Raw genomic sequence first — 22,584 nt, 5'->3', positions numbered from 1 at the left:
TGCTGTCACAATTTGCAAATATGACTAGCCTAATTCTAGCGCTAGTCGGTCAGCGTATAATTCAGCTTTTACTGTGTAAGGATACACGAATGACCCTAATCCATAATATGAGTTTAATGCCTAAAACAGCGCTATTACCGCTATTGTTATTGGTCAGTAGTTGCGCCTTATCGGGTTGTAATACTCCTCCGAGCGAGGCTGCAGATAGCGAGTCAGCCACCCCATCTACTGATGTTACTAATGTTGCCCCAGCAACTACCTCATCACCGACCACAGCAGAGGCCTCTCATCCCGACCCTTCGCTACAATCCTCTAACGCGATGCCCGCCCCTTATCCAGCCGATGTCGTTAGTCCGCAAGGTTACCAAGGGGTAAAGTTTGGTACTACCATAACGCCCGAATACCTAACTGAGCAGCAGCTACAGCCACCCGATTTACAGCTTGATAATGCCAGCTGTTATTTCACCAGACCAATCGACGCCCCCAATACGCCACAATCGGACGATAAAATGCCGGAGGTGTTGTATCAGATTATCGATAATAAAATGGCGCTGATCCGTATCAATGACGCGAACGTTGCGTTTTATAACACTATTAAAGTGGGTGACCCTGCTGCTAAGGTTTGGGAAGCCCATAAGGCCACACTGACTTATGAGTTGGATAAATATGAGGCTACAGGCGACCATTACCAACTCATCGCTCCAGTCGAGCCGCAGTCAATAGAAGTCGGACAGCCGCCGTTACAGATTAAATATAAGATGGCAGGTGGTCAGAAGTTAAGCCAGAATGAGGTGACGCCGCAAGCATGGACGCCTGCATTACAAAACCAATTGCAAGGTCAAGTTGCTAGCATCGAGATTGGGGTGCCTGAGGCTATCTTATTGGTAGAAGGCTGCTCTTAACCTTTTATTAGGAAGATTATTTTTGAGGTCACTAATTTATAGATGGCCGCCATAAGCATTGCCCGCATAAAAAAAGCCCTAATTATTCAATTAGAGCTTTGCTAGCTAGTCTTGCGTCGGTAGCTTTCTCGCAACATCAGACTATAAAATCACCTATAGCCAGATAACAGGCGCAGTTTTATACTGATTTGGACTGCTGATTCGAGTGCTTATATAAGCGAATGAAAACGCACTACTTGTCTGGAAAAGATGATATCAGTGCCAATGACTGGTAGAATAACGTTGTTACTAGCTTAATATAATTATGATACATACGATATGAGCGAAAACAGTACACTAAGTTCATTATCCGTGATTGACATCGTAGCGTAACTATAGTGGATTCACTATAATAGAGCATCAGGCAGGCGGGTTGTAGCAACGCCCTGTTTAGACAGCCGTTTTTATGTCATGTCAATCAAAGTTATCCAAAGTCATTCTAAGCTAGCCAAAGTAAAGTTTTAACCGGTCTCAAAATCTGTAAGAGACTATCTATGATGCACTTAAGCTAATCCCATAGTGCCCTGCTGCCTAGTATTCTTCACGTATAGCAGCAAGCACCTATGCCAAAAATTATATTCAAGCCTTTTTATTCACTCCAGCCTAAAGGAACTTATTACTATAATGTCAAAAATTATTTATACAAAAACCGATGAAGCGCCTGCGCTAGCCACCCTATCCCTATTACCTATTGTCCAAGCCTTTACTAAGTCGGCTGGGGTTTCTGTTGAAACGACTGATATCTCAGTTGCTGCCCGTATCTTAGCTGAATTCCCAGATTACTTAACGGAAGAGCAGCGCGTACCGGACAACTTAGCTGAGCTGGGTAAACTGACGCAGGATCCTAACACCAACATCATCAAATTGCCGAATATTAGTGCTTCTGTACAGCAGTTAAAAGCGGCTATCAAAGAGTTGCAAGGCAAAGGCTTTGCTATTCCTAACTTCCCAGAAGACCCACAAACAGAAGAAGAAAAAGAAATTCGTAAGCGTTATGGCAAAAGCTTAGGCAGCTCGGTAAACCCAGTATTGCGTGAAGGTAACTCAGACCGCCGTGCGCCAAAAGCCGTGAAAAACTACGCCCGCAAACACCCGCATTCTATGGGTGAGTGGAAGCAGTGGTCACAAACGCACGTCTCACACATGCACAGCGGTGACTTCTACGATGGCGAGCAATCCATGACGCTAGACAAAGCTCGTACTGTACGTATGGAGCTGTTGTTAGAGGACGGTACTATCAAAGTCTTAAAGCCAGAAATCGCTTTACTAGACAAAGAAGTCATCGACCTGATGTATATGAGAAAGAAATGCTTGCTTGAGTTCTACGAGCGTGAAATGGAAGATTGCCGCGAAGCCGGTATCCTATTCTCACTACACGTAAAAGCCACTATGATGAAGGTGTCTCACCCTATCGTCTTCGGTCATGCGGTCAGAATTTACTATAAAGACGCCTTTGAGAAACACGGTAAAACCTTTGAAGAACTAGGTATTAACGTGAATAACGGTATGGCGGATCTCTACGACAAAATCGCTACTTTACCAGCTTCACAACGTGAAGAAATTGAGCAAGACTTGCATGCTTGCCAAGAGCATCGTCCGCGTCTGGCCATGGTAGATTCTTCTAAAGGGATTACCAACTTCCATTCACCAAGCGACGTGATTGTTGATGCTTCTATGCCAGCTATGATTCGTAATGGCGGTAAAATGTGGGGCGCTGATGGTAAACTGTATGATTGTAAAGCGGTTATGCCTGAGTCTACCTTCGCCCGTATTTATCAAGAAATGATCAACTTCTGCAAATGGCATGGTAACTTTGACCCAACCACTATGGGTACCGTCCCTAACGTTGGCTTAATGGCGCAAAAAGCGGAAGAATATGGCTCACACGATAAGACTTTTGAGTCTAGCGATACCGGTGTAGCGCGTATTGTTGATGTGGACAGCGGTGAAGTACTGCTTGAGCAACGCGTTGAAAAGGGCGATATCTGGCGCATGTGTCAGGTTAAAGACGAGCCTATTCAAGACTGGGTTAAATTGGCCGTACGCCGTGCCCGTGAATCAGATACCCCTGTTATTTTCTGGTTAGACCCGTACCGTCCACATGAAAACGAGCTGATCAAAAAGGTTAAAATGTACCTTAAAGATCATGACACAGAGGGCTTGCACATTGAGATTATGTCTCAGGTACGTGCGATGCGTTATACCCTAGAGCGTGTGGCTCGTGGCCTTGATACCATCTCTGCTACCGGTAACATCCTCCGTGACTATCTCACTGACTTGTTCCCTATCCTAGAGCTAGGTACCAGTGCGAAGATGCTGTCAGTCGTACCATTAATGAAGGGCGGCGGTTTGTTTGAGACTGGCGCTGGTGGTTCTGCACCGAAGCACGTTGAGCAGCTGACTGAAGAAAACCACTTGCGTTGGGATTCTCTAGGCGAGTTCTTAGCGCTAGCCGTATCACTAGAGCATTTAGCTGAGAATGACAAAAATGCTAAAGCGAAAATCTTGGCGGATACGCTAGATACTGCTACTGAAAAGCTGCTGTTGAATGACAAATCACCATCGCGTAAAACCGGTGAATTAGACAACCGTGGTAGCCATTTCTATCTGGCTATGTACTGGGCTCAAGAATTAGCGTCTCAAGATGAAGACGCAGAATTAAAAGCGAAATTTGCGCCATTAGCTGAAAAGCTAGCTAGCAATGAAGACGCTATTGTTAAAGAGCTGAACGAAGCTCAAGGCAAAGCGGTCGACATCAAAGGCTACTACTATGCGGACCAAGAATTGGCCTCACAAGTTATGCGTCCAAGCAAATTGTTCAATGACGCTTTAGCCTCTTTATAATAGGCTTAGCTCGCTAACGTTAAGGCGGTTTATGTTAACCGGCGCTTAACTAGCAGTAATGAAAACACCCCAAGGGTTTTAGCCTTTGGGGTGTTTTTTTATGGATGATTATAAGCATTTAAGTCCCTCTTTTTTAATGGTGAGAAGCACTGCTTCGCAAGAGGGGGATTTCACAGTCCTCCTTTCATGAAGGTGAGAAACACTGCTTCTTAAGAGGAAGATTTGGAAGTCCCCCTTTTACAAAGGGGGATTTAGGGGGATTTTTTGGGCATCTACCTCAACAGCTGAGCCAAACTACCAACCTAAAAAGAAGACTCACCCCCCCATATGCTCAATAACCGCCTCCCCAAACTCTGAAGTACTCAAAAGCGTAGCATCCGCCATCAGCCGCTCAAAATCATAAGTCACGGTTCTATTAGCAATAGCCCCCTGGATCCCTTTAATAATTAGGTCAGCCGCCGCCGTCCAACCCATATCCCGCAGCATCATTTCAGCTGATAAAATCAGCGAGCCTGGATTGACTTTATTTTGACCGGCATATTTGGGCGCCGTCCCATGAGTCGCCTCATAGACCGCAATAGCATCCCCTTTGTTGGCGCCAGGTGCGATACCGATACCACCCACCTGTGCTGCGAGCGCGTCTGAAATATAGTCGCCATTGAGGTTTAGCGTTGCGATTACCGAATACTCAGATGGACGCATTAAAATTTGCTGTAAAAAAGCATCGGCGATGACACCTTTGATGACCAACTCATTACCCGTTTTAGGATTATTTATAGTCATCCAAGGGCCGCCATCGAGTAGCTTAGCACCAAAATTTTCTGCGGCTAACTCATAACCCCACTCTTTAAACGCGCCTTCGGTATACTTCATAATATTGCCTTTGTGAACTAAGGTCACATTGGGCAAATCATTATCGATGGCATGTTGTATCGCTCTGCGTACTAACCGCTGCGTGCCTTCTTTAGAGACGGGTTTAATGCCAATACCGCAGTCATCAGTAAAACGAATCTTGGTTACGCCCATTTCTTCACGCAAAAACTTGATGACTTTTTGAGCCTCATCACTACCGGCCTGCCACTCAATACCCGCATAGATATCTTCAGAATTTTCGCGGAAAATCACCATATCGGTGAGCTCAGGATGCTGCACAGGACTGGGCACGCCTGCAAACCAACGCACCGGACGTTGACACACATACAAGTCCAGCTCTTGCCGCAGCGCTACGTTTAGCGAACGCATACCCCCGCCTACGGGTGTGGTCAAAGGCCCTTTAATACTGATGATATAGTCACGCAAAATTTCTAGCGTCTCTGCAGGCATATAAGGGCCGTCGTAGATTTTCGCGGCCTTCTCCCCGCAATAAGTCTCCATCCAAACGATAGATTTTTTACCGTGATAAGCCTTTGAGATAGCGGCATCGACCACTTTTATCATAACTGGAGTGATATCTACGCCAATCCCATCGCCTTCGATAAAAGGAATGATTGGGTGATTGGGCACATTAAGCGATAGGTCAGCATTAACCGTTATTTTTTCGCCGTACGTAGGGACTATGACTTGGTTATAGGGCATATGGGTGCACTCCTTAATGGCAGGTAGCTTTTTATTAGTAGGTAATTTTTTGCTAGCAGATGGGTTTTCAATAAAAGACCACCTATTAATGGAAAGTAGCTTCCCTCAGGTCTTAGGCGCTAGTATTCGTTAGCTACATTAGTCAATATAGTAGCACTATAATAAATAGCCTTATTATTAGTAAGGTTATAGTTTCATTATTATAAGGCTGTTTGAATAAGGCTTGCTGACTATAGCTGAATGAGTGAGCAAACTCACTCCTTTAAGGACGTCCTATAGCAACAAACGGGGCTTTAGTATTAATATAAATCGCTTTTATAGCATGATAGACTACGCCGACAGCTAGGTAACTTGAGCTTAAAATCTCTGTTAATAATAGAGCTGTCCTATGTTAAGCCCTGCTAACAGCCCTCATAGAATGCTACTTATCACCCGTCTTATACCCTCACTTTTCTCTATTTTGGAATACCGTCCCTATGCCTGATGTCATCTTATTCAATAAGCCTTACGGCGTGCTGAGTCAATTTCGCAATGATGATAATAATGACTTTGGCACCTTAGCAGACTTTTTTACGGATAAGTCGTTGCGAGTGGTCGGTAGACTCGATGCCACTTCTGAAGGCCTACTACTGCTCACCAGCGATGGTCGGGTCAATCGCGCCATTACGCAACCGCCCAAACACCTAAAGGATCGCAAACAAGGTAAAACCTACTTAGTGCAGGTAGAGGGCACCCCTACCCCTGAGCAATTGGCTCAGCTGACCCAAGGCGTATTGTTAAAAGATGGCATGACCTTGCCGGCTTTGGTACAGCACTTAGAAGTGAGCGAATTGCCCTTAGCTATTTGGCCACGCATCCCACCGATTCGGGAGCGTAAAAGTGTGCCCACCGCTTGGCTAATGCTCACTATATATGAGGGTAAAAACCGTCAAGTGCGACGTATGACGGCCCATGTGGGCTTGCCGTGTTTGCGCCTGATTCGTTGGTCGGTCGCTAGTTTTGAATTGGGTAATATCGAGGTGGGTAAATTTGTCCGCGTCCATTTGAATAATGAGCGCTTACAACAGCTCGGTATTAAATAACGGCTGCAAATCGTTCATTAGGAGCTTTTAATTATTATTAGCTGCTATAAACATCTACCTATATACAGGTTAATTTAAAGTTTAAATTTACTTAATAAAATCATATAAACAAAAATTCTGCATTTTTAACAAGCTAGCCACTGTCCTGTACTGGTTTATACAGGTGCTATCACGTATCATAAAGCGAACATCCCCTTAGTGATGCCTTTTTAGCTCGTTTTGCTCGCTTTGTTCACGCTCTGTTGTAGGAATTATCATGCAGCCTTTTCGTTATTTGCTCCCTCTTTTTTGTGCCGGTATTTGCCTCACCACGTTGACTGCTTGTCAGCCTAATGCTGAGCAGCAGCCGTCCACGACGACGACGGAACCGGCGCCGCCCCCGACGAGTGCAATAGATGATGAACAACCAAACCCAGAGCAGCCTGTAGCGTCCGGTACCACCATAGTAGACGCTGACACCCAGGTGTTGCTCGGGCTGCAAGCAGACTATGGCAAGGCTATGGAAAAGATGGACGATGAGATGCAGTTGATGCTCTCTATCAATAATGTCGATGTCGCCTTTGCGCGGGTCATGCTAGGCCATCATCGCGGCGCCGTAGATTTGACTCGACTGCAGCAACGTTATGGTAGTGATCCTAGTCTGCGCCAACTTGCTGATACCATTCTTAGTACCGAACAAGACGAAATCGATGCGCTGCGTAAATGGATGGCATCGCACCCTGACACGCGTAGCCCTGACCCCAGTACTATCCAGATTCGTGAGTCTTATCATTATGCTATTGCAGCCATGAATGAGCGGATACGGACCGCTATTGCCTCGCCTACGCCCGACTTAATCTTTGCCCAAACTATGCTCGCGCATCATCGCGGTGCCGAAGCTATTGCTAATATCCAGCTTAAGTATGGTAATGATGCGGAAATGCGGCAACTGGCGGCGCAGATTATCGAAGAGCAAGTTCCTGAAATTAAAGCGTTAGAAGCTTGGTTACTGACCCAAGGTATCAATGCGAAACCGCGCTTAGTGCCTTTAAAGGACGCGGCTGAGCCGGCAATAAATGGCTTAGCAGACGAGACGGCATCTGTGGAGGGTGGGTTGAATAGCCCTGATACTACTGACAATGCTACGCTAAAGGCAGAGCCAGTAGAATAAGAAAACTCAGATTCAAAACTTTAGCCAGCATTAAACTCGGATTAAAACGAATAGATATAGACTGATAACTAAGGCAACAAGTGCGCTAAAAAAGCTCCGCTAAGACAGTCTTAACGGCGCTTTTTTTGTGGCCAGTAAATAGGGGCAATAATAGGACTAAGAGTTACGCATAGGGTGCGTTTAACCAAGTCTCCCAACCCGATTCTTGCAAAGCTAATTGCACTTTATCCAAGCTAGGATTGGCGACACACTCTTGCGTTTGTCCCCACTCATTCTGGGCAGTCAATTTGCTAGGAACCTGCAGCGTGAGCAGCTCATCTCGGCGAAACGCATGACAGCTTACGGTTGCTGTAGCGGTCTCAGCGATATGTTTTAACTGCGCTTTATCGGCCTTAATGCCGTCTATTGCCACAATAATATCCTTAGCCGAGAGGCCGGCACTAGCCGCTACGCTATCCCGCAGCACTTTGGACACCTGTAAGCCCGCTGAGGTCTCTTCCACCCGTATACCCCATGGTAAGGTATTATTATGTTTGACCTCATTCACTTTAGTACCATTTGCTGCTAGCAACTCTACAAACGGCAACTCTTCTACGCCATCGACATAACGCGCCTTAAAGTCTGTCCAAATCTCTGCATCGATAAAGCCGCCGATAACCTCACCTAAGTTTTGTGAAGTCATACCAATCCGGCGCTTACCTTGCGCTTTCGCCTGCGCATAGAAGGCTTTTACGATATCGAATAACCGATATTTACCCTCGCTATGTTTTAGTAATAATAAGTCTAAACACAGTGCCACAAGCGCGCCTTTATTATAATAACTAATCCCAGCATTGCCCGTATTCTCATCAGCGCGGTACAGCTTAATCCAAGCATCAAAGCTCGACTCTGCTACGCTTTGCAAGTGACGACCATGGGTTTGCAAATAGCGGTTCACTTGTTCGGTTAACAGGACTAAATAACTTTTGGGGCTAATAATGCCGGACGCTTGCAGCATAAAATCATCGATATAAGAGGTAAAGCCCTCAAACACCCACAATAGCGGGGTATAAGCCTCTTGGCGTAGATCCACCTCCATCATGACATCGGGACGTACTGTTTTGACCCACCACGAATGGAAGTACTCATGGCTGCACAGGCCGAGATAGCGTTGATAGGCCGACATGGGCTCTTCTGGCTCATGGCTACTGGGCAAGTCGCGCCGTGGGGCAATCAAACTGGTCGAGTTAATATGTTCAAGCCCGCCATAATCATTGCCACTGGCATAGGTCATAAAGGTATAGTCACTAAAGGGTGTATCGCCCAACCACGAGACATAGGTCTGACAAATAGACGCCAAGTCTTGCTGCAAGCGAGCGACATCGGTCTGGTGCTTGCCCGAGATAAATAAGCGATGGACTAAAGGCTCTTTTGCTTGATTGTGGATAATAAAGGAGCCCTCAACCTGCTCAGCCAACTCAAAAGGATAATCGATAAGCGCCGCGTAGCTGTCAGTCTGTAACTGATAATAATGCGCCTCTTCCGTGTGCAGATGGGTCGCTTTTAGCCCGCAAGCCAGCTTCACTTGCTCCGTTTTATCTTGATAAAACACTATAGGTACACTTAAAGTCACCTCAATCGGCTGCTCACTTTGGCCTTCAATAGTCAAAGCTAGCGAGGTAAAGTTGCCGTAAATACGCTGCTGATCGATATAAGCCGTACGTACTGATAAATCAAAACAATAAACCTCGTAGGTGACGTAGACCTCATCACCGGCGTTAACCTCAGTCAATTGCCATTCGCTTTTGCTAATCTTTTGTGCCCGGTGTAGCGCCAGGTCTTCCTCAAAATCGGCACCAGCTAGCTGGTCGTCTGCCGTAATGTCACTATCTAAATCGTCATTTAACCCTGTATCGAGCCATGCCTCAGTACCAATCTCAGTAGCTGCGTCATCATTATAGTCATCAGTATCCTCGTCCGCTACGCTGTATTGCACTGCGGTAATATGCCGGGCAAACTCGCGCATAAGATAACTGCCCGGAATCCACGAAGGTAGCCATAGTATCGGCTGATCATCATTGGCGATAAAACTAAGTTGTACCGTCACCAGATGCTGCGCATAGCGCTCAAAGTCGAGATGATAGTGTACGGTTGCTAAAGGGTCGCTCAATACTTGGGAAGGGGCGGCAGCAGATAAGGCAGAAGCAGTAAGGTCAGTCATAATAGCGTCTTATTATAGGTTTAGAATAAAATCATGGGTCTAGCGTAACTAGCCAGAGTCAGAAAACGGTGGAAAGCAGTGACCTTAGCCTAGAGTATCCACAATTTATCGTCAACTATAGCCAAGTAACTGGTTCGGTAAAAGCAAGTGGCCGATACCATACGGACAGCTGTAGCTTATCGTTTCAATCGCTGTATTTCCTAGTGTAATATCTATCGTTATCTAGCCCCGACCTCTCTATAGGTAAAGACAAGCGACTCGTTTATCAGGCTAAAAAAGTGCAGTTTTACTGAATTTGGCAAAATAAGTGGCCAAATTAACGTTTAAGTAACACAAGTTTGAAAATTTGTACCATCTTTTTATTATTTTGCCTTGAAACTTAGCCCTATCATCGCTATTAATGGGAGTAACTGCTAAAGTTAATCATATAAACTGGCAAAATAGACGGTTAATTCGCCATAGAGCGGTATTAATCGCCGAATAAAAGGCTATCGTACCTTTTCTATTTGTCCCGTGTGCCGGGTAAGTGCACCCCTATTTTCGGTTTATTTATCTTTTCATTTTACTATTTGAATTCAAATTTAGGATACTTTATGACTACGATTACAAAAGACTCTGCTGTACTATTCAACTACACGCTAACTGATGAAGAAGGCACCGTGATTGACCAATCACCAGAAGGTCAGCCACTAGCTTATCTACATGGCCACGCCAACATCATCCCAGGTCTAGAGTCACAGCTTGAAGGCAAATCTGCTGGCGATAAATTGACCGCTGTTGTTGCTCCTGCTGACGGCTATGGCGAGTACCATGACCAAGCGGTTCAAGAGATTCCACGTGATAACTTCCAAGGCGTTGAAGATATCCAACCGGGTATGCAGTTCCAGTCACAGTCTGGCGACCAAGTGATGCTAGTGACTGTAAAAGACGTGAACGACGAAATCGTTACTGTTGATGCCAACCACCCATTAGCGGGCAAAACTTTGACTTTTGACGTTGAAATCACTGAAGTTCGCGAAGCTACTGCTGAAGAATTGAGCCATGGCCATGTCCACGGCGCCGGTGGTGTTCAGCACTAATCACGACTTGTTAAAGCAGTACTAGTTAAATAGGACTGGCTTTAAAGCCGTAATAATAAAAAGCCAGCATCTCACGATGCTGGCTTTTTTATGCTTTTAAGTTTAATAGGTCATGCAACTAATATCGGTGTTAACTCTATCGGTTTTAAATCGACCTACCTATAGCCGTAAGCTACTCGTAGCAAGTTGCCATTGCCGATAGCAGTAAGTTGCCAAGTATTATTTCGCTGCAGGCTTGCTATGTTGTTTCCAACCTTGAGCGAATCTTTGCTGACGCTCAGCTTGGGCCGTAGCCATTTGCTCACGTTGCTCTGGCGTTAGCACTTGCGCGATAGCATGTTGCATTTGTACGCGTTTGATAAAGCGTTGTTTGGCTTTTGCCGCTTGAGCATCTGCCATAGTATTTAGTGCGCGGGTATCTAAGGTGCTAGCTTTAGTCAAATCAGCAATTTTCTGTTGGGTTTGCTGATGCTCAGCACGCATCTGCGTACGGTCGCCTTCACCGCGCTGTGCTTCCATGATGGTTTTGATTTTAGCTTTCTGCGCGTCTGTTAAGTTGAGCGCTTCAAAACCATTGTGGCGCTTATTTTTAAAGTTCGCTTTTTTGTTATCCACTTTCTTTTGATCAACTTGCTTGATAGTGGTTGTGTTGGTAGCGCTAGTCGTTGCGGTTGGTGCCGCTTGTGCGCCACTGGCCAATACTAAAGTAGAGCTGGCTGCTAATAAGGTGCTTAATAGTAATTTTTTCATCGTTATTTCCTTTAATTGAGGGTTTACAGTCATCTTAAAAGTGATGGAGCCTGTACTGGTTAATATTTAAATAGAAGTTTAAATTTTTTAGGGTATCCAGTAATGCCGATAGTTTGGCATCCTATGAGCGCTATGATAAGGCAGTACTGCGTTGCGTTGGATGATGAAACTTTAAGAAAGGTAACGTTTGCATCAGAAGCTTGCTCTGGGCGCGCGCCTTAGACAATAATGGTAATCAAACTAAGGCTTGGCGTCGTATTTAGGTGGGTGACTGCCCACTAGATTTAGGCTGGCGGCGGCAAAGCTAACTCTTAATAATAAAGGTGAGACCATGCTGCATATTTTGCTCGGTGATGATGATGTTGAATTGACGGCGCTATTGCAGGAGTATTTGAGCAGTTATGATGTGCGCTGTGATTGTGCCTATGACGGCGAACAAGTGCTTCAGATGTTGCAGACTCGCGCCTATGATTTACTGGTGCTCGATATTATGATGCCCAAGATGGATGGCCTCAGCGTGTTAAGGCAGCTGCCCAATACCGCCTCCTCTACTCCCGTCATTATGCTCACTGCCAAGGGGGATGAAATCGATCGTATTATTGGCTTAGAGTTAGGCGCGGATGACTATATCGCGAAACCCTGTAACCCCCGCGAGCTGTTGGCCCGTATCAATGCTGTGGTAAAGCGCTCAGGCCCCACCATAGCGGATGATACCCCACTGCCGGACAGCCGCCTGGATATGGATACCAGTGCTCGCACGTGTGTGATTGATGGCGATACACTATCGCTCACCGGTACTGAATACGACTTGCTTCTCAATCTACTGCGCCACAAAGGCGACGTGGTCAGTAAAGAATGGCTGTCGCAAAAGGTGCTACAGCGCGAATTGCAGCCGTACGACCGTAGTATTGATGTGCATATTTCGCGCCTGCGCAAAAAACTCCAGTCCTATCATAATGACCCCATCAAAGCCGTGCGCGGGCGTGGTTATCAGTTGGTATTATGACCGCTACTCCCCTATCCGAGCCCCAGGCTGCCCCCTCGCCAAGCAAGTTTAAGCTTTTCGCCAAATTGCCTTTATTCTGGCGGTTATTTTTGGCGATGTTACTGACCGTTTTATTCACATCAGCGCTCACTCTATTGGTAGAGCGTACTTTAATGGCCCAAGCTATCGATGAGCGCATGCGCAAGCAAGTGTCTTATTTGACAGAGATACAAACCCAGATTGCCGAGTATCTTCAAGCTGGGGATATTGAATCGGTTAAGACGCTGTATAAGAACCAACGGGGCATATCGCATCAGGTCATCGTGGTAGATTCAGCCGGGGATGTATTGTTTCCAGCAGAGCGCTGGCGGCCACGCTCCTATACGCCGCGTGGTGGTGCTGAGGAATCGCGTCTGTATCCTGCAGAATCGAGAACTAGAGCGGCTTCGAGAGCCGGCCCTACAGAAATTCCCGGTAGCTTGGCACCGCCCTTATCAGACATTGGCAAAGCCGCGCTTAAAGCTTGGCGTGACGGTAATGAGCTGCCCGAGACTACGGTTACGCTAGCCGATGGGCGCACCGCCAATATTCACCTCTATCCGCGCTTGCCTTATGGCGAAATTATTGCGATGAAGCAAAGTTATCTAGGCTTACGCTTTGCTTTGCTATTGCTCTTTAGCATCCTGGTTTGTTATTGGCTCAGTCGCTCACTGACCGGGCGTATTCGTAAAGTGCAGCATACTGTGCATGAGCTGAGCCATGGCCATTATGCTGCAGGGCAATCACTGACGCATCTGGGCCAAGACGAGCTCGGCGCTTTGGCGCAAGATATCGCACTATTGTCACAACGGCTACAGCAGAGCGATCAAGCTCGCCAGCAAATGCTCAGCGACATCTCCCATGAGTTGCGCTCGCCGCTAGCACGGTTAGAGGTGGCTACTGAGCTGGCCCATGACCGAGCTCCGCAAGCCAGCAACTACCTCGACCGCATCCAAAAGGAGTCGGCCCGCCTCAATGCGTTAATTGGGCAAATCATCCATATTCAATCTTTGCAGATGGGCATTGGCTCAGGCGCTCCCGAAAAAAGCGCTAGCGATATCGTGCAGATTATCGAGCAAATTGGCCTGGATGTGCGGTTTGAATTTCAACAAAAAGACATTCAATGGCATTACCAAGGTCCCGATAACCTAGCGTTAATGCTCGATGCTGAGCAAGTCCATAGCGCGCTTGAGAACATCATTCGCAATGCCTTTATGCATACCCCTGCCGGTCGGCAAGTGAGCGTCAAAGTCCAGACTATGACGACTACAGCAACCGACACTGCTTTAAATAATCGCCGTAAAAAGATGGGCATGCCCCATTATAATAATGATCGCAGCGTGATTATTGATATTCAAGATGAAGGCAGCGGCATCACAGAAGCGGATATCGACCAAATTTTTCAGCCCTTTGTAAGGTTAGACAGTGCGCGGCAACGACAGACCGGTGGTCATGGTCTAGGATTAGCCATTGCTCACGCCGTCATTACTGCCCACGGTGGGCAGATTACTGCCGCCAATCGAGTTAATACTCAAGACGTTAACGAAGGTTTAAGCGTTCGAGTAACGCTACCTCTAATTACTGAGGTTTAAAGCATAGCTCAAGGTCTTGTTATAAAACTCTCGTCATAAAAAAAGGCTAACCTTTCCGGTTAGCCTTTTTTTTATCAGCACAATGCTATCTTGACTACTTAGCTACCTTGACTAATTATTCAGCAGTGTCTACGACCTCAGGTTTGGTCGCGATGATGTCTTGCTGCGTGGGTTCTAGAGTAGTGGACGCAGCTTTAGCCGCGGCAGGTCCAGCAGGGGTCACGCTAGGCTTAGGCGCTACTTTGGTCACCGGATCAGCGTCTAGCATCAAGTAGGCGGCTTCCTTGATAAACACTTCATCTTCTGGCAGTTGTGGACGCTCGGCTTCTTTCATTTGGCTGCGCTCTTCAAACTTCGCATCGATAGCCGCTTGATAAGTGTTCCAATCGGCATAAGGCTTTTCACCCGTTGCCACACGACGTTTATTTTCAGCCTCTAAAGTGCGCTGCTCGATGAGTCTCATCTTAGCGCGGCGAGTGTCGATATTAATTTTTAGTGGCGCTTTCTCATCTTCCATATCGCGGATATTGTTCAACGTCGATAGGTAGACAAATTCTGGATTGGTGGTCTGACGAATCTTAGACTGCTGATTGAGCGTCGCTAGCGTGTCAGAGACAAACTTTCCTTCCGGTTTATAGGCCGCCGTCTTAATAGTATCCCAAGGTAGCGCATATTTCTGTGCGCGCTCACCAAAGGTGGCATCGTCATAAATATTGACCAATTCGACATCAGGCACTACCCCTTTATTCTGGGTACTGCCGCCCGTGATACGGTAAAACTTACGCTGGGTTAACGTCGCCGAGCCTAACGCTAAATTATCCAATTGAATCTGTGCCGAGCCTTTACCGGTGGTCGTACTTCCTACTACCAAACCGCGGCCATAATCTTGGATTGCAGCAGCAAAAATCTCACTAGCGGAAGCAGAAGCTAAGTTGGTAATCACGGCAAGCTTGCCATCATATAATTGCTTGCCGCCATCTTCATCTTTATAGACCTGCACATTACCGCGGTTATCACGAATCTGTACCAATGGCCCTTCTTTGATAAAGAGACCCAACATTTTCGCGACTTCATCGAGTGAGCCGCCTGGATTATTGCGTAAATCGACCACCATCCCGTCGATATTTTGTTTATTCAGCGCCTCGATAGCCCGTTGCGTATCGATACTGACACTGCGGTAGTTCTCGCCATTACGACGTGCTTTATAGTTGAGATAAAAGCTAGGAATCTCTAGCACCCCAATACGTTGTGGTCTTTCATCGATACCTGGACGCTGCACTTCGACCACACGATGAGTCACACCAGACTCTTCTTGCTCGATGACATCACGCACGATGGTAATAGTACGGGCACTGGCTTCAGGAGCATTGGGCTGACGAACTTTAATCGTCACTGGCGTGCCACGTTTACCGCGAATAAGGCCCACGATTTCGCGCGTGGACCAGCCCACGACATCTTGCATGGCTTTGCCATCTTGCGCAATACCAATGATTAAGTCATTGGGTTTCACCTGGCCTGTCTTAGCCGCAGGACCGCCATCCACTAGAGTGACAATACGCGTATAGTCTGGGTTTTTACGGTCAGGACGAATAGAGACCCCGATACCTTCTAACTGTAGACTCGATTGAATCTGGAGCTCAGTCGCTTGGATAGGGGCGTAGTAGTTGCTATGCGGGTCATAAGTGAGCATGGCCGTATTTAACACGGTCTCCATAATCTCATCGTCTTTTAGACGCTCCAACTGGCCTTGCTGACGCGAGAGACGGTTGAGTAAAATCTCACTAGGACTGCGCTTATCATCGCGCACTAAGTCCTGACCACGGGTAATATCGGGGTTGTCTAAAAAGACCTTCTCTTTCGCCTTTTCGCTTTCTTGGCCTAAAGTGATGCTCATCAATTGGAAGGTGACTTGACGCTCCCAATAGTTGCGCTGTTCTTTAGCCGACTTAAAGTGCGGCTCATCTTCACGGTCGAGGACGATGGTGTCTTTGCGCTTGAGGTTCACATCCGTTTTTAGCAGCTTTTTAGCAAAATCAAAGTATTCACTAGAGCGTTTGCGATAGCGCTCAAAGATAGCCACGCCCGCAGACAAGTCACCACGCTTCATACGATCCGCGAAATTATCCGCGTATTTCTTGTTGAACTCGTCGATATCAGACTGCAAAAATAGCGTGTGATTGGGGTCTAGATTATCGATATACATCTGCATAATCTTCCGGCCCATCTCTTGGTTGAGCGGCTGATTAAGATAATGACTGCGGTCCAACAATGCTGCCACTTGTCGCGTGGTCATCTGCTGCTCAGGCGTGATTTGAAAGCCTTCGGTTGCTGTACTGGCCACGGCCACACCGTAGCTTTGCGAAAATACGATACCAGCAACGCCGACGGCAGCCGCACTTAATAACCATTGCGTAGATTGTTTTTTCATTATTAAGACCTAAATAATTATCAGTTTATAAAATAAGAAATCGAAAAGGGTAACCTTGCGCCAGGCTAGGCTCTGTTTGCAACCTTAGTCTATATTTACCAGCTTGGGCGGCTGGGGCAAAAACTATTGCGATATAGATTAAATTAACGGCAACTTTCGCTGCTCTGCTTCCTGCTAAGGTATAGCGTAAGCACAGGATAAAGGTTAAATTTTGCTAAATATTAGCATAACTCTCTAGGGGCAAATGTGACCAAACTGTATGTGGCTTCTTAAGCTATTGCACAGCATGAGCGGTCCCTCCTAGTTTCTAACAGCGTCCTTACCAATATACCTGCTACTCGCTAATTATCATACTATAGATAGTAATAACTTGCGCCAAGGTGTGTGCGGCATCGAGCAATAGCTGTCATAATGTCGCTAAGATTTCGTATTGATTCGGCATGGATTTAGCATAAAGGATAAGTAGGTATGTACGGTGTATTGATGATTGATGTAGGCGACACTCAGCTATCAGCGGATGATGTGTCCTTGATTGAGCAAGCGCAAGTGGGCGGCGTTATTTTATTCGCTCGGAATGTCGAGTCACCTGCGCAGGTACGCGCCTTATGCGAAGACATTCGCCATCATAACCCTGATATCTTAATCGGTGTCGACCAAGAAGGTGGCCGCGTCGCCCGGCTTAGAGACGGCTTTAGTCCTTTGCCCGCGATGGGTAAGTTAGGCGCTCTATTTACTACAGACCCTTGCCAAGCTTTAAGACTGGCCTATGACTGTGGTTACCTGATGGCAGCAGAAGTATTGGCTGTGGGTATCGACTTAAGCTTTGCGCCAGTATTAGATATTGATGGGGTCAGCCAAGTGATTGGAGATAGAGGTTTTCACGCCAGCCCTGAAGCGGTCGTCGCGCTAAGCACCCAATTTATGCGCGGAATGAAAGCCGCGGGTATGGCCACTACCGGCAAGCACTTCCCAGGTCACGGCTCAGTCGCACCCGACTCACATGTAGCGGATGCGATAGACTCCCGCAGCTTTGCTGAGATTGCAGCGCAAGATATGCAACCCTTTATACAGACTATGCCATGGTTAGACGCTATGATGCCCGCACACGTTATCTTTGACCAAGTCGATGATAAACCAGCGGGTTTCTCTACCATCTGGTTACAAGACATCATTCGTAAGCAATTGGGCTTTAACGGCGTGTTATTTTCAGATGACTTATCGATGAAAGCGGCCCATGTCGTAGGTGGTGTTAATGAGCGCGTCCATGCGGCTATTAATGCCGGCTGTGATATGGCCTTGGTGTGTAATGACCGCGTTGCCGCCCATGAAGCAGCGCGCTGTGCCCATGATTTGCCCTACCCCAACCAAGAGCGTTTACGCGCTTTATCGGGTAATATTCCCGATTGGCAAGCTGACTTTGCCACGACCTGTGCACAGTTTGACTATTGGGCGCAAGCTAAGCAAAACGTCCATCAGGCCTTTTTTGCTGAGCCAGCTACTACCGCCGACGATGCAGTTGACCCGACCCACTATAAGGTGCAATAAAGGCTACAGTTTAGCTACTGCTCCAGTTCAATATAGACTGCGCTTAACTAAACAACAGCTAACAGGCTAATTATTTAGGCACATAAAAAAAGACCGCCCCTGTTCGCAGGAGCGGTCTTTTTATTCGCTGACTTATCTTTTATGAGACCTTAGCTTTTATTACCTATAAGCTAATTTAGATAAGCCAGTTCGTCATTAACACTGGGTCAGTAACGATTTATCACTAGCGAAGATTACTGAGTATTGGCTTTAGGGTCTAAAGCAGTGCCTTTAGTTGGGTCATCGCTATCTGGTAGCAAGTCATCATTGTTGCTATCTAATGGGTTTAAATCTGGATCAGCGTTCAAAGCAGCATTACCCGCATTTTTCACAGCGTTGCCAGCGCTAGTAGCCGCATTACCGACGGTTGCAGCAGCTGAGGCAGCGCCTGCTTGTGCCGTAGTACCCATACCAACATCACCATTGTTACCGGCAGTTACTGCGATACCGTTAGCATCAGCAGCCATGCTTTCGTCATAGACTGTGAATTCGATACGACGGTTACGGAAGCGACCTTGCTCAGTTGAGTTATCGGCGATTGGATCCGTTTCACCCATGCCTTTAGTCTGCAATTTGCTAGCATCCACACCTTTCGATACTAAGTACTCTTTAACCGCTTCAGCACGGTCACGTGATAGCTCCATGTTATAAGCATCAGAGGCTTGGCTATCGGTATGACCCATAATCATAAGCTGCATATCAGGCACAGCTTTCATAATTTCTGCAGCACGGTCTAACAAAGGCTTGTTCACGTCAGGAATAAGCGCTTTATCTACTTCAAAGTTGATAACCTGTAAGCTTAAAGCACGAGCTACATCGCGTGGATCTGGGTTTTCACCAAGACCGTCCATTGCTGCACCAGAAGCGGTTAAGCTGTTATCAATTTCGTTTTGTAGGTCTAATGGGCCTTCAGCTACTACTGTCATACCAGGCGCGGCGGCTTGAATATCAGAAACCAATTGCTCTAAAGCAGCAGCATCTGGCGAGTTGACTACAATCTGGTCACCTTTGATAATCATGCTAGCATTAGGTGAGTTTTTCACGATAGGTAAAATAGTCGCTAAGCTGGCTGCGGCTGGCATATCGGTAGCAAAGCTATCATCGATGTCAGCACGGCATTTATCGGCTTCATCACCGAACACACCACGGACAGCATCTATGATTTGATCTCTCAAGGCTTCGTCACCCGCGTTAATACGGCAAGCGTAAAGCATGTTGTCTTCACCAGTAGCAATACGTAATGAGGCAGGCTCGATATCAGCAGCAACGGCAGTAGCGTTATCGCCTTCAGCCACTTGCTCGGTCACTACCGGAGTAGCCACAGGCTCTGGATTTTCTTGGCAGCCTTTTAGTAAAGCCCAAGCTAGCGCACCTAAGATGATTAGACCAATGATTGGCAATAGCGCTTTCATAAAGCTACCGCCCTTCTCTTCTTCACGCTGTAGTGGTGCTGTGCTAACAGTATCAGAGATACGATGGCCAGCAGCATGCGCAGCTACAGGTTGGGCTGCTAATAGACTTGCAGGAACTAGAGTGGTGGCCCAAGCTGGAATATGGTCACGATAGGTCGATAAGTTATCGCGTAAAAATTGTGGTACAGGAGTCGTGCCTGCTAGGCTGCTAATCTCATGATAGGCCAAAGGAGCGGCGGCAGCTACTAGACCTTGGACTGAAGACTCATCAACGTTATGGGCGCTAGCCAATTCGCGTGAAATGCTCGTACGATGTGTTTGATCAGTCCAAACACGGTCATAGAAACCATGGTCATCACGGGCAATTTCTTGACCAGAAAAACGACCATAAGTGTCTTCGTCGGCTAAACGGCCAGCAAAAATAGCGTAGAATTGCTCTAATAAGCTTTCGTTTTGTGGGGTACGGTTATCGCCTAAAACAGCAGGCGTTACAGTGCGGGCTAGATGATTGATGATATCCATGAATTGTTTTCCTCCAGAAAATAATTTTTAAGGTTCTATTTTGATAAAGCTTTTTTCAGTAAGCTACCTATCTGCTCTTCTCTTGCAGCTCTTGTCTTCGTACTATCAGCCAACTTTTAAATGTCTTAAAAAGACTAACTTCTTAACAAATGACGAATATTTAAACCTAATATTGAACTGCCGTTACGGCCAAGGTTATAAAGTCATCGAAACTTATTAATTAGTAGAAGTAATGAGCATAAAGTAGCTTAGCGGTATAAATAATCACTAAGCAGTGAACCAAATGCTAGGTATTGGCTTTATTAGCCATTGCAGTAATTATAAAGACATAGTTACGTTGCGCTCAATGATGTAGATGTTGTGCAAATGCTACGTTAGGTAGTGATTGCGTCAACCCACGTAAGTAATTTGCCTGTTTCTTTATCAAATATTCGCTTAAATGCATCAATTTGGCACTTTAAACCGTGTTTTTCCCCTTTTTGTGGCATTTCTCCAGTTTTTAGCTTGGCGAAAATCTCGCTTTATTCGACAGAACGAATAGGTCTACCGCCTTGCGCAGGCTCAGCGTAAATATTCATGTTAGCGAGCTCATCTAGCTCATTTTCTGAGACTGTGCCGGTATAGTTAGACCCGTTATTCATATCTGAATTATTATTAGCAGGTGGAGCTGCCGGTATATTTTGCTCATAGTTGGGCATGCCGCCATTATTATAAGCGCCCTCGTTACCCGCATAACCAGAGTTATTATTACTCGGCATATTCGGAGTATTAGCGCCCATATCCATTGGATTATTCATAGCATTGGGGTCTGAGTTTGCCGGTATATTCCCCTCCATACCCATAGCCTCGTTATTACCGGGCATACCATTCGCGTTAGCTCCCGCAGGCACTATAGGGTCTAAGGCTCGGATAGTCAGCGCCGGGGCTATAGATTGTATTTGCATAATCATCTGATTTAACGCATTAGGGTCAGGCGCAGACAAGCTTAAGGTATTGTCTTGGAGCTCTAAAGTGGCAAAGGCGACAGGCTGAATCACAGAGAGAATACCGGCTAAGCTGGGCAAGCTGGTCATCTCAGTAGCAGTATTGGCATCAATGGTTACGACACATTGGCGCGCCTGCTCCCCTAGTACGGTCGTCAAAGTATTAAACAAAGACGCCTCTAACTGAGCGTTACCTACCGTGGCTTGGCACTCGTATAAACTCTGCCCCAGATCCATTTTTATGACCAGCTTTGCAGGAGTTAATGCTGTACTGACCGGCGGTTTGGCGACAGCGGGTACTACTGGTGTGGTGACGACAGGATCAGTGACTTGCTGCTGCTGATAATAGTTGAAGGCTAACCAAGCTAGCCCCGCTAAAATCAGGAGCCCAAGCAGCAGCGTGACTATTAATAGTATTCGCTTATTGGGGCGCTTACGGACTTTTTGCAGCCTAGCGTCATTGTGGTCAGCGTGCTCATCAGCTGGACTGGCGTGCAGGGCATTGATTGCTGCGTGGTCATCTGCCTGATTATCTACATGGTCATCTACGGGATAAGCGACGCTATTAGTTCCCGGTTGACCCGCTTGTGCTTGAGTCTGCTCCAAGGACAATAAAGGCGCTGCCCAAGGCGCAATATAAGCACGCATGACCGCCAATTGTGGCGTTAGTAACTCCGTTAACGATAAGCGCTGTTGCCGGCTTAAATGCTGCAATTCGCTATAGAGCAGTGGCAAGGCGGTATGGACCAAGTCTTCGGTCTGCGGCGCTGTCATATAGTAACTATCAGCCAACTCGTCAACGAGGGTTTGACGATCGCTGGCAACCGGCCATAATTGCGCAAACAGCCTCTCAGCGGATAAGTCGTCTGCTAGCGAGTTTGGGCTCGCATCGGATAGGCGCTGCTGTACGGGAGCCTCGGTTAAGCGCACCGCTACTAAAGCATAAAACTGCTCTAATAAAGCCTGCTCGGACGTTGGCTCTGCGGCCCCAGTTGGCGAGCTGTGGTTGAGTATCAAAGGGGTAATGCGCTGGGCAAGCTGAGAGATTAGAGTCATAGTGGTCTTTTTATAGGATAAGTAGAAGAAGGTTGCAACGTCGCACGCTAGTCCACGAGACACGATTAGCAGAGTTTAGTGGCCACTGAACAATAAGCTCATATTACCTGTTCATAGGCAATGGTGTCATCTTATTCACGCAATAAGCTAACCTTCTCTTATCATTCATATAATTATGAAAAAGTTAGAGTTGTGCAGCGTGTTTGCTAGAGCCAATTCTGTTGAGCGCCGCTATGCCATAAGTCGCTGCTATGAAATTTTTGGCTAGCCGACATCACTCAACCGCTAAAGTAGTGTTTTCGTGAGCTTTCGTTATAACTGTCGATTAATATCGATATCCAATAGCCAATTGTGGCACACTT

The 22,584-nt window shown here is 46.7% G+C and carries 14 protein-coding genes; 8 read left to right on the top strand and 6 right to left on the bottom strand.

The annotated features are described in order from the left end of the window. Positions 1 to 89: 89 nt before the first annotated feature. Both ACZ2XM_RS05255 and ACZ2XM_RS05250 read left to right on the top strand, forming a co-directional pair. A complete protein-coding gene (locus tag ACZ2XM_RS05255) occupies positions 90 to 902 on the top strand; it encodes a hypothetical protein (protein ID WP_490587320.1) in 813 nt (270 codons plus the stop codon). A 663-nt stretch (positions 903 to 1,565) separates the two neighbouring features. Continuing rightward, the gene (locus ACZ2XM_RS05250) at positions 1,566 to 3,785 is read left to right on the top strand and encodes an NADP-dependent isocitrate dehydrogenase (protein ID WP_490587319.1); all 2,220 of its coding nucleotides are present in this window, start codon (positions 1,566 to 1,568) and stop codon (positions 3,783 to 3,785) included. 315 nt (positions 3,786 to 4,100) lie between these two features. Here ACZ2XM_RS05250 and icd read toward each other — a convergent pair whose 3' ends face one another. Beyond that, positions 4,101 to 5,360 (bottom strand): NADP-dependent isocitrate dehydrogenase, encoded by a 1,260-nt coding sequence (gene icd, locus ACZ2XM_RS05245; protein WP_490587318.1) that lies wholly within the window; start codon positions 5,358 to 5,360, stop codon positions 4,101 to 4,103. 476 nt (positions 5,361 to 5,836) lie between these two features. Between icd and ACZ2XM_RS05240 the strand changes: the two genes are divergently transcribed. Both ACZ2XM_RS05240 and ACZ2XM_RS05235 read left to right on the top strand, forming a co-directional pair. Then, positions 5,837 to 6,442, top strand: coding sequence for a pseudouridine synthase (locus tag ACZ2XM_RS05240; protein WP_490587317.1), 606 nt, complete (start codon positions 5,837 to 5,839; stop codon positions 6,440 to 6,442). Positions 6,443 to 6,698: 256 nt separating this feature from the next. After that, a complete protein-coding gene (locus ACZ2XM_RS05235; RefSeq protein WP_490587316.1) occupies positions 6,699 to 7,592 on the top strand; it encodes a DUF305 domain-containing protein in 894 nt (297 codons plus the stop codon). Positions 7,593 to 7,755: 163 nt separating this feature from the next. Here ACZ2XM_RS05235 and ACZ2XM_RS05230 read toward each other — a convergent pair whose 3' ends face one another. Continuing rightward, positions 7,756 to 9,792: a M61 family metallopeptidase gene (locus tag ACZ2XM_RS05230; RefSeq protein WP_490587315.1), complete on the bottom strand. Its 2,037-nt coding sequence runs from the start codon at positions 9,790 to 9,792 to the stop codon at positions 7,756 to 7,758. A 593-nt stretch (positions 9,793 to 10,385) separates the two neighbouring features. On the opposite strand from ACZ2XM_RS05230, the gene ACZ2XM_RS05225 reads away from it, so the two are divergent. Then, positions 10,386 to 10,871 carry an FKBP-type peptidyl-prolyl cis-trans isomerase gene (locus tag ACZ2XM_RS05225; RefSeq protein WP_490587314.1) on the top strand — a complete coding sequence of 162 codons (486 nt, stop codon included), beginning with the start codon at positions 10,386 to 10,388 and terminating at the stop codon, positions 10,869 to 10,871. A 219-nt stretch (positions 10,872 to 11,090) separates the two neighbouring features. Here ACZ2XM_RS05225 and ACZ2XM_RS05220 read toward each other — a convergent pair whose 3' ends face one another. Beyond that, the gene (locus ACZ2XM_RS05220; RefSeq protein WP_490587313.1) at positions 11,091 to 11,621 is read right to left on the bottom strand and encodes a Spy/CpxP family protein refolding chaperone; all 531 of its coding nucleotides are present in this window, start codon (positions 11,619 to 11,621) and stop codon (positions 11,091 to 11,093) included. A 331-nt stretch (positions 11,622 to 11,952) separates the two neighbouring features. Here ACZ2XM_RS05220 and ACZ2XM_RS05215 point away from each other — a divergent pair, with 331 nt between their 5' ends. Both ACZ2XM_RS05215 and ACZ2XM_RS05210 read left to right on the top strand, forming a co-directional pair. Beyond that, positions 11,953 to 12,627: a response regulator transcription factor gene (locus ACZ2XM_RS05215; RefSeq protein WP_490587312.1), complete on the top strand. Its 675-nt coding sequence runs from the start codon at positions 11,953 to 11,955 to the stop codon at positions 12,625 to 12,627. After that, complete coding sequence (locus ACZ2XM_RS05210) at positions 12,624 to 14,237, top strand: HAMP domain-containing sensor histidine kinase (protein ID WP_490587311.1); 1,614 nt, start codon at positions 12,624 to 12,626, stop codon at positions 14,235 to 14,237. Before ACZ2XM_RS05215 ends, ACZ2XM_RS05210 begins: the two co-directional genes overlap by 4 nt. Before the next feature lie 115 nt (positions 14,238 to 14,352). On the opposite strand, the gene ACZ2XM_RS05205 is transcribed toward ACZ2XM_RS05210, so the two are convergent. After that, on the bottom strand, positions 14,353 to 16,665 hold the full coding sequence (locus tag ACZ2XM_RS05205) for a carboxy terminal-processing peptidase (RefSeq protein ID WP_490587310.1): 2,313 nt from the start codon (positions 16,663 to 16,665) through the stop codon (positions 14,353 to 14,355). Positions 16,666 to 17,133: 468 nt separating this feature from the next. Between ACZ2XM_RS05205 and nagZ the strand changes: the two genes are divergently transcribed. Further along, a complete protein-coding gene (nagZ, locus tag ACZ2XM_RS05200; RefSeq protein ID WP_490587309.1) occupies positions 17,134 to 18,210 on the top strand; it encodes a beta-N-acetylhexosaminidase in 1,077 nt (358 codons plus the stop codon). A gap of 233 nt (positions 18,211 to 18,443) precedes the next feature. Here the strand turns inward: nagZ and ACZ2XM_RS05195 are convergent, their stop codons facing one another. Next, positions 18,444 to 20,183, bottom strand: a complete 1,740-nt coding sequence (locus tag ACZ2XM_RS05195) for an OmpA family protein (protein WP_490587308.1) — start codon at positions 20,181 to 20,183, stop codon at positions 18,444 to 18,446. A gap of 521 nt (positions 20,184 to 20,704) precedes the next feature. Then, positions 20,705 to 22,222 carry a hypothetical protein gene (locus tag ACZ2XM_RS05190; protein WP_490587307.1) on the bottom strand — a complete coding sequence of 506 codons (1,518 nt, stop codon included), beginning with the start codon at positions 22,220 to 22,222 and terminating at the stop codon, positions 20,705 to 20,707. Positions 22,223 to 22,584: the final 362 nt, after the last annotated feature.

The organism is Psychrobacter sp. CoH-33_TS_01, from assembly GCF_058189395.1.
This window is presented reverse-complemented; position numbering and strand designations above follow the sequence as displayed.